Source organism: Bartonella sp. CL71SXKL (assembly GCF_042194935.1).
GTDB lineage: Bacteria > Pseudomonadota > Alphaproteobacteria > Rhizobiales > Rhizobiaceae > Bartonella.
Genome location: NZ_JBHINI010000008.1, coordinates 81,083 through 95,831, shown reverse-complemented (window position 1 = coordinate 95,831; position 14,749 = coordinate 81,083). Strand labels below are relative to the sequence as shown.

Here is a 14,749-nt window from a genome sequence, read left to right as displayed (position 1 = left end):
TTTGGCAGTTTCCGTTGAGGGGAAGGATGCACTCTTTTTGAGGGCTAGAGTGCATCCTCTTATGGATTGGATACTGCCTTATGAGGGTTCGGCAGTTTCCGTTGAGGGGAAGGATGCACTCTTTTTGAGGGCTAGAGTGCATCCTCTCATGGATTGGATACTGCCTTATGAGGGTTCGGCAGTTTCCGTTGAGGGGAAGGATGCACTCTTTTTGAGGGCTAGAGTGCATCCTCTCATGGATTGGATACTGCCTTTATGAGGGTTCGGCAGTTTCCGTTGAGGGGAAGGATGCACTCTTTAAGGGCTGGAGTGCATCCTTTCCATGGATTGAACGCACTCTTTGGAGGCTAAAGTGCATCCATAGGGAAAGGCATATTCCATAAGAAACAGAGATAACCAAAAGATTTGTTTTTATATTTTTATTGATAGGTTGCTGTATTTGCGAGGGCTATTCATTCTTTATTCTCAATATTTAAGATGATTATGTGATAAGGGTTGTTCGTCAATACAATCGTAAAAGACGCTGAGCATTTTTATAAAAATTAAGATATTTTTGTGCCTTTTTCTTGTTTTTTTTGTGTTTACACAAGATATGCACGGCTTTTCAACAGTTTGTTTTTTTTAGCTTTGCTAATGGCGTTGGCTAAACACTTCAATTGTTTTAACTGCTTCAATACCGCCTTAAAAAAACAGTGCTTTATAATATGACAAAATAAGCTGTATAACTTTTGATTCTTACGCGATGCTAGAAAAAGGGGAATGTTAGGAGAGATGTTGTCTATATTCTTAGCTTATCTCTTAAGGTAGGAAGATTAACATACTTTCTGGATCTATTTTTATTTGGCCGGATCTATTTTTATTTGGTTTGACGGTTAAAGAGCAATAGCTGAATGGAATCACGCTTGCTTCATGTTTTTATCCTCACGCTTTAGATTTTTTCTCATAGAGATTTTGTTTTTAATGGGGTTTTACGCGAATCATGTAAAACAGAATGTTCTAAATAGAATATATTTGTGTTGCACATTTACGTACTTGTTTAAAAAACATTATGTTGTCTTATCATCACAATGATGTTGATGAATGGGGATGTTGATGAATGGGGATGTTGATGAATGGGGATATTGATGAATGGGATAATGGAGAAATCTCTTGCGAAGTGGATAAGCCCTTCTTTAAAATCTCATAAGGGGAAAGCCTGCACTATCATACTATTCGCGCCTCATGTGATGACAGCCTTTGGCTCTTGAGCGTGTTCATAAGAGGCATTTTGATTCTTTATCTTGCTAGTGTTTTATTTCATATGTCTCTCATGTTTGTAATGTGGAAAAGACAAGGTGTTGATTGATGCAACATGAAATAAATTTAAAATGAGAGAATCCCTATGATATCCGGGTCTCTTAAATTTTATATGGATAACTGGAAATTATTATTATAAATCAAACTATTACCGTGATACATCAACCTGTTGGTGGACTATGCGATAAAGAAAGTTATCCAGTAGTTAAGTCATTCTGTTATGTCGTAAAACACTGTCATTTGAAGTTTGGTGATATGAAGCAGGCTTCTTTGGATATGTTTTAAGTGTTTTTTTAAGGGCGTGGTGAATCTTTAAGACAGAGCAAGCTTCTGTTGCGCCTTGAGTTTAGCTGAAAATCCCTGAATGGAAGCCAAGAGTGAATGGAAGCCAAGAGTGAATGGAAGCCAAGAGAGAAGTGTATCCAAGCTGTTTGTAAATCAGATTGAGTTAAGAATCTTTGTTCTTTGAGAATGAAACGCAAGTCAATTTGACAAAAGAATGATCTATTTTGCGGGTAGACCTTATGGAGGAATATAACAAAGCTCATAAGGAAGTGATTTAAGACAATACAGTCATAAAAAAGTACAGTTATAAAAAAAAGTCCTCCGTCGCAATTAGAGGACCAAAGAGCAGGAGAATTTTAACATTGACTCGCAGGACGTGTCAAAAAAGAATAAATTCAAAAGGCCGTACTAAATACAAAAAATCATACTTAAAGAACCTACCGCATTATAATTAGCAGAGAATTGAAAAAATAGCAATATAAAAAATACTTTTTACAAAAAATTTTGTCATTTTGCATTAAAACTTAATACTTTTTTCAATTGAATATTTGTTTTAAGACTCGATATTAATTAAACTATATTTAAAAATATTATGATGCATGCAAGCATCTTGATAATATTCTTCAATCAAAAACGAATTAAGAGCCCCTCATGATTATAGGACTGATATGGGGAAGGCTTTTTGTTTTTAAGAGTGTGGGGTGTATCTTAAGTATGTGTGGGGGGTGAAGTATTGTCCTTTTGGGTGTGGGGGGCAAGGTAATGAAAATGGGGGCGAGAGCTGCTCAATGCTTGAGCCTGTGTGGGGGAGGTTTCTTTAGAGGGGCGGGGGCAACATGGGAGGCCGCTTAAAATGGCGAGGAGGGGGATTATTCAAAATGTTTATGGTTTGCATATCCCCAATGAAATGCGAGCAAGTCTAAACAATCTCGTAAATGATCGGCAAGGGAGTTTTGTTTGCGTTTTGAAGAACTTAATTCTTTTATCGCTTGTCCATGGCCGATAACGCGTTCAAGCAGTGAATAGCCAAGAATACCCAGTTGAACTTTGATTGTTCTTAAATGATTGGAGGCTTCTATTTGACGTTCAATGGGGTGTATGTACCCTTGGCTACAGGAAACCTTTTCACGGGTGTAGTCAAGGCTCATGTGGAGATCGGCTTGGCTTTGACGCCAGTAAAAATAAAAACGTTCTGCCGCTTTATATTGGGCTTTGCTGAGATGTCCTTTCGCATATAAAAGTGCAATGGGATGGCTTTGTGCATTGGCAATGGCATTGATGGTGCGCGGGTTGCTGGAACTTTCTCGATGATTGGGTTTAAAATAAGGATTACGCGTTTCAACAGGGATTTCTTGCGTCTTTAAATGACCAATGTGCTTTTCTTGATTTTGATGATCAAGCGGGCAGGTTTGCATATTTTTTTTCTGCTTATGGGTCATAGCATCTCCTTAAAAATTATCGTTTGCTTCTTTATGTTTATGCAAAGAAACGGGATTGTGCTGTTGTATGCTTGTTGAGGGATACGTTTTTATGTCTGCTTTTTGCGTGAGGGGAAGTTTCAAAAAAAGGGTGAGGGGTCGCTTTCTGTGGGTGTTGTCATTGTTTTATAGGAGAGGGGTTTATAGGGGAGACTGTATGGGGGAAAAGTGTGTTGTCTCGCGTGGATTTGCTTCTTGAAAGGATTGGCATTTTTTTGCATGATGGGCGTTACCTTTAATTTTACTGCTGTGGGGGATATTGATGCCGAACGATTTGGTTTTTTTGCTGTGGTTGGGGTTTTTCTGCTTTGTTGCTCTTGTCTTTGTTTCTATTTATGCGGCAATGAGGTTTTTCGGGGTTACAAGGAAGGCTTTTTTAAAAAATTTGGCGTTGAGCTTCATTATTATCGCTGTCTCTAAGTTTGTTTATGGGCAAGCTGAGCACTTTGGTTTGGCTCAGGTGTGGTTCTCAAACAAGTTGGTCTTCCACATTCTTTTTGGCGTTGTCTTTGGTCTTATCCTTGGGCTTATTTGTCTAGGGGCAAAGCGTCTTGGGTTTAGGCTTTCATTCTTTGCAAAGGATTGATGTTTTGCTGCATTTTTGGCATGGTCTCTGATTTTTACTTATAAAGGAGCGGGGCGTATGGTGGTTGCACGGGACATGTTTTTGAAGGGGTTGGTGTTTGCGGGCATTATTGGACTTGTTTCTTTTTTTGCTCTGGAGGGGGTACGGTGTGTGCGTGTACTGTTGGGGTGGTGCTTAAAAAAAATGAGCATTTCTCTTCCCCACGGGCGTGGTCTTTGATGTTCTTTCTGTGAGGGGTATTTGATGTCGAACGATTTGATGTTTTTGCAGTGGTTGGCACTTTTCTGTCCTTTGGTTCTCGCCTTTGTTTCTATTTATGCGGGAATAAGGTTTTTCGGGTTTACAAGGAAGGACTTTTTTAAGGGTGGGGTGCTTGCATTCTTTGTTGGCGTGACCTCTAAGTTTGTTTATGCGCAAGCTGAGCACTTTGGTTTGACTTGGTTGTGGTTCTCAAACAAGTGGGTCTTTTACATTCTTTTTGGCGTTGTCTTTGGTCTTATCCTTGGGCTTATTTGTCTAGGGGCAAAACGTCTTGGGTTTAGGCTTTCATTCTTTGCAAAGGATTGATCTTTTGCTGCATTTTTGGCATGGTCTCTGATTTTTACTTAATAAAGGAGCGGGGCGTATGGTGGTTGCGCGGGACATGTTTTTGAAGTTTCTGGTGTTTGGCGGCGTTGTTGGACTTTTTCCTTTTTTTGCTCTGGAGGGGGTACGGTGTGTGCGTGTACTGTTGGGGGGCTTAAAAAAATGAGCATTTTTCTGTCCCACGGGCTTGGTCTTTGATGTTCTTTCTGTGAGGGGTATTTGATGTCGAACGATGTGATGTTTTGGCTGTTGTTGGGGGTTTTCTGCTTTTTTGCTCTGGCCTTGATTTTTATTTATGTGGGAGCAAAGCGTCGCTCTGTTACAGGGGGGATGTTTTGGAGATGGGTGGTGCTTTATGGCGTTGTTGCCACCTACCTTGGTTTTATTTATGTGGGCGTGGGCAGGCGCGCTGTTGACGGGGAGCTGCTCTTGAAGGGGGCGGTGTTTTCTTGCATTTTTGCAACTGTCCTTGGTTTGGTGCATCTGGGCGTCAAGAGCATGCCTGTTGCTTGGCAAGTGTTCTTAAAGGCGGTTATGTTTTGTTGCATGATGGGCTTTATCCTGTGGTTTGCTGCTGTGGGTGTCAGAGATATGGATAGCATAAGGGCGGTATTCTTAAAGGTTTTGCTCTTGTCTGTATTGTTGAAAGTGCTCTTGGGGTTCTTTATACGCGAGCAAGGTGATACGGTGTTACAGAGGTCGTTGCGTGTTTTGAATTTTGTGCTGTTTTCCTGCATTTTGGGTACTCTCCTTTGTTTTACCCGTCTGGGAGCAGAGAATCTAGGGTTGAGCTGGCTTTGGTTCTCGAAGGATTGGGTGTTTTTATTCATTTTTGGATTTACCCTTCCTTTTGTTTGTGAGGGAGCAAGGTGTGCGCGTGTTCTATGGGCTTGGTTCTTGAGGTAGGGGGTGTTTTTTTGCTGTTGTTGGTGGTTTCCTACCTTTTTATTGTTGTCGTTATTTGTACTTATAGGCTTTCCAAGCGCTTCGATATTCCGTGGTGGCGGGCGGCGTTTTATTGTATTTTTGGTGTTTTCCTCTTTTTGAAGGAAGTGCTGTTTTACGGTATTTTAGGAGTCGTCCTTTTTTTAGCTCTTTTGGGGATGGAGAGTATGGACATACCGTGGGGACTATTGTCCTTGATGGGGATCGTGTTTGCTGTACTGTTGGAGTGGTTCTTGATTTTGCATATGAGGGGGCGACAAAATGGAGTGGTGACGCGTTGTTTGTGGTTATTGAAGGGGTTGGTGTTTTGCGCCATTGCTGGAGCGATCTTTTTTTGTTTGCCTTTGGGAGCAGAGTATATGGGGTTGAGCTGGCTTTGGTTTGCGAAGGATTGGGTGTTTTTCATTATTTGTGGATTGATCCTTCCTGTTGTTTCTGTGGGAGCAAGGCGTGCGCGTGTGAAGGCGGTGGCGTTTTTTAAGAGAGTGGGGTTTATGGGGTATTACAGATAACGTCGAGGGAATGATTGTTCAAAAGAACAGCGATAGCGGTAGGTTTGGGGATCAAACCAAAGCCCTATTTTGCCTTCAAAATCACCAGAACGTTGTTTGGCAATATTCATAATAACGCCTGGGCGTTTTGCTAAATCTGCTTTTTCTTGTGCTAGAGAGGCGGCAAAGATTTTATCTTCCAACGACCGATTGCGCCAAATGGTGATGATGTTAAAGGCATTGGCACCAATTTCTGAGGCGCCTTTAATGTCTTCTGTGCTGGGGATATCTTTATCCAGACCGCCTTTGCGAGCATGGGCGACAAGGTGAATATGCACATTGTTTAAAACAGCCCAATCAACCATTTTATAAACCGCTTGTTCTTGTCTTGCATAATCATCAGAGGCAATGCCAAGCCGCATCAAACTGTCGATGATAAATTGATCGCAGCCATAGCGCGCACGGCAATAGTCAAAGACTTCAAGCAAGGTATCTACGCTCGATTTGCCAACATGCTCATAAAGAATAAGCCCTTCGTCTAAAAAATGAAGAATCCGTTCAATTGTCTCTTTTGTAGGCTGTTCTAAGCCGCCCGTTTGTTTGGTTAAACGGCGAAGTGATTGTTCTCCTTTCATTTCTAGAGAAGCTAAGCAAAGGCGACTCTTTTGTGCAATCCAATGGGGAATACAGTCTGATAATAATTGGCTTTTACCTGCACCACTCGCACCACTCCAGAGCGTTAATTCTGCTGGGCGGAAATGCAATTTGTCCTTCAGTTTAGGATAGGGAACCGTATAACCAAGATGTTTTTCAGGCTCTGGCCAAAAAAGCCCAATCACTTGATCTTTATAGTCTGAGGCGCGCCGTAAACCTTCTGGTGCAAAGCTTTGTGCTGAGGAAAAGGCAGCTTTTATGGTGGCTTTATCGATCCCTGCGGTTAAACAGTCATTGGCATCTTTAAGGGGTAAACGGACACGGTAGCAACGGTGGCGTCCAAGCCTGCTGGCAATCTCACGGGCTGCTTCTTCTCCGGGCGGATCCATATCGGTGGCTAAAAAAATCGTTTCAAAAGATTCTAAATGATCAAATTCATTTTCAATCCAGTTGTGTTTTCCTCCACTGCCTCCTCCAAAGGGAACAGAAACCGCCGGATATCCATAGGCGGCTAAGGATAGCGCATCAATTTCTCCTTCAGTGATAACAATGGTACGGTTTGTTGAAGAAAAATTGGGGAATGGCGCCTGTTGGGGCGCGTGCGTGGGTGCCTGCTGAGGTGTGTGCGTGGAGGCGTGGTTGGTTGAGGCGGTGTTTTGGGGCGCCTGTGTGGAGGTGGGGTTGGTTGTGGCGGTGTTTTGGGGTGCCTGCTGAGGTGCGTGCTGGGTTGCCTGTTGGGATGTGTGCGTGGAGGCGTGGTTGGTTGAGGCGGGGTTGGTTGAGGGTACCTGCTGGGGTGTGTTTTGGGGTGCCTGTGTGGAGGTGGGGTTGGTTGAGGCGGTGTTTTGGGATGCCTGCGTGGAGGTGGGGTTGGTTGATGCGGTGTTTTGGGATGCCTGCGTGGAGGCGGGGTTGGTTGAGGGTACCTGCTGGGGTGTGTTTTGGGGTGCCTGCTGAGGTGCGTGCTGGGTTGCCTGTTGGGATGTGTGCGGGGATGCCTGCGTGGAGGCGGGGTTGATTGTGGCGGTGTTTTGGGGTGCCTTTGTGGAGGTGGGGTTGGTTGAGGGTACCTGCTGAGGTGTGTTTTGGAATGCCTGCTGGGATGTGTGCTGGGTTGCCTGCTGGGATGTGTGCGTGGAGGGGTGGTTTGTGGGGTAAAGGGCTTGCCAACCAAATAAAATCGGTTCACATTGGGAGGCTGTTGGTTTGGTTTTTGCTCCCGTTTGCGCAAGCCGTTCTTTGACTAAAGCAAGGGTGCCGTCGGGTTTATAAAAGGGGAAAATGATTTTTTCGCCATTTTCTCCTATGCGGTAACGCTTTATAATCTCTAGAGGAATGCGGCGTTCTTCATGGAGATAGGTTTTTACAAGATTCTGCGGGCTCTGCCCTGTAGGAACCGGTGGACGGCGATAGGAACGATGGGGCGCCATAAAGGGTTTGGGGCGTGTCAAATTGAGAGTCGCGCGTGCTTCTTCTAAGGCTTGAGAGAGGCTAATGCCTTTGACTTCACACCAAAGGTCTAAAAGATCTCCTCCTGTGCTTTCTGCAAAATCATACCAAAGTCCTGCTTTACTACCACTTAAGCAAATCGATAAACTTTGACCCGCTTCACCACGTGTGTTGCCTACAATCCAATTGTTGCCTCGTTTGTGCCCTTGGGGAAGAAGCATTTCTACTATTTTATCGGCTTGTGAGATAAGTTTTTGTTTGATTTCAAAAATTGTGCTCATGATCATTCGTGATATTATTGTCGTTTTTCTCAAGATGTGGGAGGTGAGGACTCTGTTTTTGCTGTTCTCACCATTCGATCTGATCGTAAAGTCCCGTGGTGCTATGGGGCTTGCCAGTTTACTTTGAGAGCTTCTTTGCCGCTCTTTTTTTGCCAATAGTCGCGAAACCTCTTGGCTTGCCAAAGGGCTTGACTCTCACTCAAACCTTTTTGAAATGGCTGTGTTGGTGTTTGTTTGCTAAGAGCATGGGAAGTGGTGCCTTGAGAAAAAGGAGGAAGGGGGTGAAGAAGGAAGGATGCAAGAAGGGCGGGGTGGGTATGCCTGTTTTGAGGGTGTGGTGCATGCTGGAGTGTCCTGTTGGGGTGGCATGTGTTGGGGTGTCTGTGTGGAGGGGGTGGGTTTGTTGCCAAAGAGTTTGCTTTTCATTGAGTTTTTCTGAAATGGCTGTGTTGGTGTTTGTTTGCCAAGAGCATGGGAAGTGGTGCCTTGAGAAAAAGGAGGAAGGGGAAAGGAGGAAGGATGCAAGAAGGTGGGGCGGATGCCTGTGAGGGTGTGGTGCATGCTGGAGTGTCCTGCTGGAGTGCCTTGTGTTGGGGTGCCTGTGGATGTCCTTGTGTGGGGAAAACGGCTTTTGTGATGAGAGCAAAATGGTCGATGTTGACGCGTTTTGCTGTGTGAATCGCCTATCCAAGTGTTGTTTTGCCGCCCTTTGTTTTGTTCTGTGTTATTTTGTCCGATGCTGTTGTGGTTTTGAAACATTTTTATCCCCGCGCGTGCTTGAAAAATACGTTGTTTTTGTGATGTCAAAAATTGTCATTATAGTTGATCAAACTGCGGTAAAGGGTGTCGTTGTTCTCAGAGATGAAAGATGAGGAGCTTCCCTGTTTTTGCTGTTCTTGCCGTTCGATCTCACGGCGAAACCAGTTGCGCCATGTGGCTTGCCAGTCTACTTTGAGAGCTTCTTTGCCGCTCTTGGCTTGCCAATAGTCGCGAAACTTCTTTTCTTGCCAATGGGCTTGGCTTTCACTCAAACCTTCTGAAACTGCCGCCTTGATGTCTGCTTGCCAATGCTCAGGAAGACGGTGCCCTTTGGCAACTGAGGAAGTGGTTTTTTTGTTGGTGCAAAGCGGGATGGAGGCAGAAAGATTGCTGGGGGGAAGAGTGGTGGCGGATTTTGTTTTTTCCCCCGTGACAATTTGCGCGATAGGGGCGGAGGTAAACTCGGCTTGGGGAGCGTTTAAAGAGGGGGCGTTTTTTTGCTCCGCTTCTTCTTGTGGAGGGGAAGAGAGAGGTGAATCAAGAGCCGATGAGGGGGATGGATGATCGCTTTGTTCAAAGTTCTCTTCGAAGGAAAAACAAGGCTCTGTCTCATCAAACAAAATTTTCTTTTCTAAAACACCGTAAGGTGTTTCCTTTTCTTCTGTCTTTTGAGCTTCTGAGCTTTGTGCAGCATCTTTTGGACTTTCGTTAAGCAGTTGTTGCATCTCTGCATTGATTTTTTTGCGTTTTTTTGCCGAAGAACGACCCGCAAAGGATTTTTGTTCAAGCAATTTTTCACGCTCTTGAAAAATATTTTCGCAACGCTTGTTCCATAATCCATTGGCTAAATTTAAAATCTTACCCTCTTGGATGAGCATTTCTAAAACATTAACAAAAGTTCGCTTGTCACAACCACAAAGACGCGCTAAACGTTCTTTCGATATTTCTAAAGGTCGTCCACGGGCATACATTTCATTGAGAAGAATCGTATAGATTCCAATTTCGTGTGCGCGCATCCCACGTACACCTCCTAGAAAGTCATTTTGATACCAACAAACATATGGAAGCCTAGACGATTCATAATGAGGAGTTTCTTGTTGATTAGCGTGTTTCATACTGCAATCTACTTTCTTCTTTTTTATACATTTTTATTGATGATAAAAGCTCAAATAAGGATTTAACTTGTGTTGCTTTTGGCTCTGTTCGATGATGACTAGAGGCTTCTTTACGACGCTTATAAATGATTGGCTGTGCTTGAAGAGCATGCAAACTTACGATTTAAGATTGCGGTGATGGAAAAAATAAAGAATACCACACATTCTCAACGTACTTGCTTTTGGGCAGAAGCTTTGGAGAGTGGTCTTTTATATCCTGTAGGGTGGTTAAAGTGTTTTTATGATCCAAAAATAAAAAAATTTCCCCCGAAAAAGTAAAATTTGTTTCCTTAATTTTATCCTTTTTAGAGGATAATGCAAGCTCGTTTTATAAAAAGGACGTGTTTTTTTAAAAAGACGCGCTATATGGTGAAATTATGAATATCGATGGTTGGCGTCAAAGATTAAGAATCGCTTTGGAAAAAAGTGGGCGGTCAAAAAGATCTATCTCCCTCGCTGCCGGTAAAGGCGCGGGGTACCTTCATTCTATTCTTTCTGAAGGAAAAGAACCAACAATCGAATCTCTCTCGCGAATTTGTCACGAAATTAATATCAGTATGAATTATATTCTTTATGGTAAAGGGGCTAGCCCTGAAGATAAAGAATTTATAGAGCTTATTTCGAAACTCTCTCCGCAAGAGAGACAGGCGATTTTGACTCTTTTGCGGCGGCCAATTGACGAAGCTTCAAAATAACTTCCTTCTGTGCTTTTGAATCAAGGCGACTCCAGTATTTTATTAATATTATGTCACTCATTTTATCTCTCCTGTGTGTTTATAATTGCAATTTTGTAAGAACAAATAGAGAACAACAAAGGGGCATGAGAGGAACAAAGAATAATAGATTTTTATTTACATATGTCATTTGAACCCCGTAGATATTTAAAATATATCTTTTATGAAGGATAAAATGGTTGACATCTCTCCTATAGAGGAGATAAGACTAACGCTATATTTAGTCTTGTCAAGACAAGGCTATGCTTTATCAACTATCTAAAGGGGGAAATCATGAAAAATATTTCATTCGTTAAAGAGGATGAAATCATTATCGTTTTATGCGAAGAGGAAAATCCTGGTACTTATGAAGGACCAATCGACGAAATCGAAGAGGTGCTCGAACTGATTGAAGAATGTGAAACTGTTTATAGAGTTTTACGACTCGATCTGACAACTTCTCATGCTGAAGATGTTACGGAACAAATCGCTGATTTTTATGTCGAAAATCATGAAATGAATGAAGAAAATACACAATTGCAGCCCTTCATTTTGAATAGTGAAGCTTATCATGCTTGTTTAAATGAAAGAGCGGCTTGCGATTATGAAGATAATCTCTATGGCTCTTATGAAAAACAACATCGTTTACGCCCATGTGATGTCTTGACAGATTATTGGTGGTAAACATGCCAAGTTATCTCAAGACTTCTTATCAAGGGATTCCACTTTATTATGCTGGAAATATGCGAAATTTAATCAGACTCGAACCACAAAAACACAACGCTATACTTTTTATATCGCAAGAGGTGGCTCAGTCTATGGCAAAAAAATTGGAGGAAGAATATTGCCGCCATGATTTTTCCGTCGTGCAATAGCAGGGTTAAAAAAGGAAGTCGCAATGAAAGGGTCCAAGTGCTTTTTCATTGCGGTGACAATGGTGTGCATTATGCTTTCGTTCTTGGAAGGGAAGCTTAGGGGGGACTTAAGGGAGCTTAGGGGGGAGCTTTGCGGGGGTTTTTTTAGCCGACATGGGAAAGGGGGGCATGAAGAAAAGAGCCTATATATGAGAAATTGCGGGCGCTTGTGTGTGGGGGGGCAGTTGTTGGCTGGTTCATTGGGGGATAAGGCAATGGTGGGGCAAGGTCGTCATTCAGTGACTTGGAGTGACACGGAAAGCATGCTGGAAAATAAAAATGAAGGCTTAGGGGGAAGAGAAGCAGCAGTACAGACAGGTTCCAACCTATAAAAAAGCACGTTCAAGGGGGAAAAGAGCCGGTTTTTGTGTTTTCGGGGCACGCAAGTAGGGAGCTTGGAATGATACGTAAAGCATGCTGGAAAATGGAAGAAGGTGTTTGACGGGGGAGGTCGTTAAAGCTTGTTTAGACGTATTGGGACAAACGGGGGGGCTGGGAGTTTTTTGTGGTGCGTGCTGGGGGAGCGCCGCAATGAAAGGGTCCAAGTGCTTTTTCATTGCGGTGACAATGGTGTGCGTTATGCTTTCGTTCTTGGAGGGAAGCTTAGGGGAAGCTTAGGGGAGCTTAGGGGGGAGCTTTGCGGGGGTTTTCTTAGCCGACATGGGAAAGGGGGGCATGAAAAAAAGAGCCTATATATGAGAAATTGCGGAGGGGGGATGTTGAGGGGGGCAGCAGTTTTTGTGTTTTCAGCGGCACAATATTGAAGGATGCATTGAAGGATGTTGTCGCCTTTAGTCCGTGTGAGGGACACAGGCTTTAAAAATATGAATGTTTCAAAGAGGATATATTGCAAAAAACACTTTAAAGATGAAGGGGAGAAAGGTCATGCCAATTATTATCGATTGTATTCAAGGAACAGAAGAATGGCAGAAAGTGCGTAATGGTTTGATTACAGCTTCTTTGTTTGAGATGGTTATGGCACAAAAAAAACAGGGGCAAAAAACTTCACGCTATCAGAGTGTGATGATGAAATTGGCGGGAGAAAGAATTACAGGAAAAACCGTTGAGGAAGGAACAACGCTTTCTCAGCGACGTGGAACAGAATTAGAACCAATCGCACGACAGCTTTATGGGGAACTTACACATACAGAACCTGAATGTATTGGCTTTGTTTTGGCTGATGATCGCGGACAAGGATTTTCCCCCGATGCTTTTGTGGGAAAAAATGGCTTATTAGAAATTAAAACAAAAAAACCTGAAATTTTGATCCCTCATTTCATGCAAAAGAATTTTCCAGCAGAACATAAAGCACAATGTCAAGGGGGATTATGGATTTCTCAACGCGAATGGGTGGATTTAATGCTCTATTGGCCGGATATGCCTCCTTTGATTAAACGGGCTTATCGTGATGAAGCGTATATTTGCAAGCTTGAAAATGAAATTAGCCGTTTTAATGAGGCTTTGGAGAAGATGGTACAGCAAATTAAGAGTGTTGGGACAGGTTTTCATCTAAGGACAGAAATTGCTTTGAAGGAGGGGGAAGAAAGGGTGCTTGGAATGAAGACAAAGCGTCTGCTGGAGGGCAAAACAAGAATGAGGCGGGCAAGAAAGGGATCGTGTGCAGCGTTGAGGAGAGGCAAAGTTCTATAAAAAGGAAAGAGCAGAGGGAGAAAAGAGCCGGTTTTTTGTGTTTTCTGGGCACGCAAGTAGGGAGCTTGGAGTGATAGGTAAAGCATGCTGGAAAATGGAAGGAGATGTTTTACGGGAGAAGTGAGACAGATGTTTAGACGTCGAGATCCGAGGGGGCTGGGAGCTTTTGTGTTGCGTGTTAAGGGGGGGAGATAAGGGGGAAGATTAAGGGGGGGGAGTTTTTTAGCCGATATGGGGAAAAGAATGTAGGAGCATGAGAAAAAGTCTGTGTGGAGTCAAGTGGGCTTGTTGGGGGAAAGGGTGGCGGGCGGATTGTGGAAGAAAATAAAGGGGTGGGGAAAACGGGAGAATAGGGAAAGAACGGATAGAGATATTATAATCTTTATGTTTCTCTACATTACCTTGTTATAGAAAATCAAAAATGACCACATTTTATGAATTCACTGTGGGTCGCTCTTAATACTCTTCAAAAGCATTTTCATGAGATAATTTTCAATATAAATCTGGTAAACATTAAAAATTGTTGTATGAGTATGAGCCAGAATATCAATTTACCAATCTTTACCAAATATCCTTTTATACTGATGAGAATTAATAACCCTATACTTATTATTCCTAGTGGTATATTCTACGTAAAGAGTGAAATTGTACCATAAATTAGAGGCGTTATTCCACAAGTAATGAAAATTACACGCTTGATATTATTTATATTTATATTATCTCTTATTCTGTTCTCTTGGTTTCTACTTCTTTCAGAGGTCTTGTGATTGTTTTCAAAGGTTTTATGGTAGAACTGATTGTAAGCAGCTTTCTTTCGAGGATCTTTAAGAACTTCATAGGCTTCAAGAATTTTTCTGAATTTTTGTTCAGCTTCGGTACTAGGATTATGATCAGGATGGTATTGCAGAGCTAATTTACGAAAAGCAGATTTTATCTGTTTATCGTTGCATGCGTAGCTTACATCAAGAATTCCATAATAATCGTCTTCATTTAATATCATTAAATACTGCTACTTGTGTATTGCTCTTATTTTTATAGGATAGCTTAACTGATTTTTGTTGAATATATCAATGGGTATTATCTTATGTTTAAAGTATGGTGAAAATTGTATTGAATGGCATGGCTGTACTTGGGGCTATTGTCTCTAAATGAGAGGAGATACAGTTCAAAACGCTTAAAAATGCAGGGTGTTTTTAATATTTTAGAAATATTTTTTAAAAAAATAGATTAAAAGAGAGACGATAAATCAAATATAAAGGGACGGCAATAATAGCCAAGGTTGTCATTATTGTAAATAAACAGGCAGGAACCTTAAATCTAAAACGCCAAAGTAAACTAATGGGAACGGACGTTATCGTTGTTATGATGAATCCTACGATAAACCATTGCATGAATAAGTACATTATATTGATTTTATCTTTATTAAAACGATTTTGTTTGAGTTCTTCCTCTGAAATACAATCGATAATAGAAAAAACAGGGTAAACAGGAAACTCTCTACTTGGACAA

General features: G+C 42.2%; 17 protein-coding genes and 2 pseudogenes. 13 read left to right on the top strand and 6 right to left on the bottom strand.

Features of this window, described 5'->3' with window-relative positions:
• Positions 1 to 259 (top strand): hypothetical protein (locus ACFILA_RS06005; RefSeq protein ID WP_375660828.1); only part of this gene is annotated, 259 nt, incomplete at its 5' end.
• Between the two features lie 2,191 nt (positions 260 to 2,450).
• Here ACFILA_RS06005 and ACFILA_RS06000 read toward each other — a convergent pair.
• Entirely contained in the window at positions 2,451 to 3,020 is a 570-nt protein-coding gene (locus tag ACFILA_RS06000; protein WP_273790862.1) for a hypothetical protein, read from the bottom strand.
• A 301-nt stretch (positions 3,021 to 3,321) separates the two neighbouring features.
• Between ACFILA_RS06000 and ACFILA_RS05995 the strand changes: the two genes are divergently transcribed.
• The 6 genes from ACFILA_RS05995 to ACFILA_RS05970 are packed head-to-tail and all read left to right on the top strand — an operon-like array spanning position 3,322 to position 5,687.
• The gene (locus tag ACFILA_RS05995; protein ID WP_375660827.1) at positions 3,322 to 3,645 is read left to right on the top strand and encodes a hypothetical protein; all 324 of its coding nucleotides are present in this window, start codon (positions 3,322 to 3,324) and stop codon (positions 3,643 to 3,645) included.
• 57 nt (positions 3,646 to 3,702) lie between these two features.
• The gene (locus ACFILA_RS05990) at positions 3,703 to 3,864 is read left to right on the top strand and encodes a hypothetical protein (RefSeq protein ID WP_375660826.1); all 162 of its coding nucleotides are present in this window, start codon (positions 3,703 to 3,705) and stop codon (positions 3,862 to 3,864) included.
• Between the two features lie 24 nt (positions 3,865 to 3,888).
• Complete coding sequence (locus tag ACFILA_RS05985; protein ID WP_375660825.1) at positions 3,889 to 4,212, top strand: hypothetical protein; 324 nt, start codon at positions 3,889 to 3,891, stop codon at positions 4,210 to 4,212.
• A gap of 58 nt (positions 4,213 to 4,270) precedes the next feature.
• Positions 4,271 to 4,396 carry a hypothetical protein gene (locus ACFILA_RS05980; RefSeq protein WP_375660824.1) on the top strand — a complete coding sequence of 42 codons (126 nt, stop codon included), beginning with the start codon at positions 4,271 to 4,273 and terminating at the stop codon, positions 4,394 to 4,396.
• Positions 4,397 to 4,452: 56 nt separating this feature from the next.
• The gene (locus ACFILA_RS05975) at positions 4,453 to 5,136 is read left to right on the top strand and encodes a hypothetical protein (RefSeq protein ID WP_375660823.1); all 684 of its coding nucleotides are present in this window, start codon (positions 4,453 to 4,455) and stop codon (positions 5,134 to 5,136) included.
• Positions 5,115 to 5,687 carry a hypothetical protein gene (locus ACFILA_RS05970; RefSeq protein WP_375660822.1) on the top strand — a complete coding sequence of 191 codons (573 nt, stop codon included), beginning with the start codon at positions 5,115 to 5,117 and terminating at the stop codon, positions 5,685 to 5,687. The genes ACFILA_RS05975 and ACFILA_RS05970 overlap by 22 nt, the downstream gene beginning before the upstream one ends.
• On the opposite strand, the pseudogene ACFILA_RS05965 reads toward ACFILA_RS05970, so the two are convergent.
• Both ACFILA_RS05965 and ACFILA_RS05960 read right to left on the bottom strand, forming a co-directional pair.
• Positions 5,681 to 8,050 (bottom strand): annotated as a pseudogene (locus ACFILA_RS05965) (toprim domain-containing protein); the annotation flags it as partial. The gene ACFILA_RS05970 and the pseudogene ACFILA_RS05965 overlap by 7 nt on opposite strands.
• Before the next feature lie 101 nt (positions 8,051 to 8,151).
• Complete coding sequence (locus ACFILA_RS05960; RefSeq protein ID WP_375660831.1) at positions 8,152 to 8,460, bottom strand: hypothetical protein; 309 nt, start codon at positions 8,458 to 8,460, stop codon at positions 8,152 to 8,154.
• Positions 8,461 to 8,569: 109 nt separating this feature from the next.
• Here ACFILA_RS05960 and ACFILA_RS05955 point away from each other — a divergent pair, with 109 nt between their 5' ends.
• A complete protein-coding gene (locus ACFILA_RS05955; protein ID WP_375660821.1) occupies positions 8,570 to 8,728 on the top strand; it encodes a hypothetical protein in 159 nt (52 codons plus the stop codon).
• Positions 8,729 to 8,853: 125 nt separating this feature from the next.
• On the opposite strand, the gene ACFILA_RS05950 is transcribed toward ACFILA_RS05955, so the two are convergent.
• Positions 8,854 to 9,924, bottom strand: a complete 1,071-nt coding sequence (locus tag ACFILA_RS05950; protein ID WP_375643494.1) for a YdaU family protein — start codon at positions 9,922 to 9,924, stop codon at positions 8,854 to 8,856.
• A gap of 416 nt (positions 9,925 to 10,340) precedes the next feature.
• Here ACFILA_RS05950 and ACFILA_RS05945 point away from each other — a divergent pair, with 416 nt between their 5' ends.
• From ACFILA_RS05945 to ACFILA_RS05930, 4 genes are all read left to right on the top strand, one after another.
• Positions 10,341 to 10,658: an XRE family transcriptional regulator gene (locus ACFILA_RS05945; protein ID WP_273790852.1), complete on the top strand. Its 318-nt coding sequence runs from the start codon at positions 10,341 to 10,343 to the stop codon at positions 10,656 to 10,658.
• Between the two features lie 312 nt (positions 10,659 to 10,970).
• The gene (locus ACFILA_RS05940; protein ID WP_375660820.1) at positions 10,971 to 11,360 is read left to right on the top strand and encodes a hypothetical protein; all 390 of its coding nucleotides are present in this window, start codon (positions 10,971 to 10,973) and stop codon (positions 11,358 to 11,360) included.
• A gap of 2 nt (positions 11,361 to 11,362) precedes the next feature.
• Positions 11,363 to 11,551 carry a hypothetical protein gene (locus ACFILA_RS05935; protein WP_273790850.1) on the top strand — a complete coding sequence of 63 codons (189 nt, stop codon included), beginning with the start codon at positions 11,363 to 11,365 and terminating at the stop codon, positions 11,549 to 11,551.
• A gap of 188 nt (positions 11,552 to 11,739) precedes the next feature.
• Positions 11,740 to 11,922 (top strand): hypothetical protein, encoded by a 183-nt coding sequence (locus tag ACFILA_RS05930; protein ID WP_375660819.1) that lies wholly within the window; start codon positions 11,740 to 11,742, stop codon positions 11,920 to 11,922.
• On the opposite strand, the gene ACFILA_RS05925 is transcribed toward ACFILA_RS05930, so the two are convergent.
• Positions 11,917 to 12,147: a hypothetical protein gene (locus tag ACFILA_RS05925; protein ID WP_375660818.1), complete on the bottom strand. Its 231-nt coding sequence runs from the start codon at positions 12,145 to 12,147 to the stop codon at positions 11,917 to 11,919. The two genes, ACFILA_RS05930 and ACFILA_RS05925, sit on opposite strands and share 6 nt — an antisense overlap.
• A 328-nt stretch (positions 12,148 to 12,475) precedes the next feature.
• Here ACFILA_RS05925 and ACFILA_RS05920 point away from each other — a divergent pair, with 328 nt between their 5' ends.
• Entirely contained in the window at positions 12,476 to 13,240 is a 765-nt protein-coding gene (locus ACFILA_RS05920; protein WP_273790849.1) for a lambda exonuclease family protein, read from the top strand.
• Between the two features lie 763 nt (positions 13,241 to 14,003).
• Here ACFILA_RS05920 and ACFILA_RS05915 read toward each other — a convergent pair.
• Positions 14,004 to 14,240 (bottom strand): annotated as a pseudogene (locus ACFILA_RS05915) (DnaJ domain-containing protein); the annotation flags it as partial.
• Positions 14,241 to 14,749 lie beyond the last annotated feature (509 nt).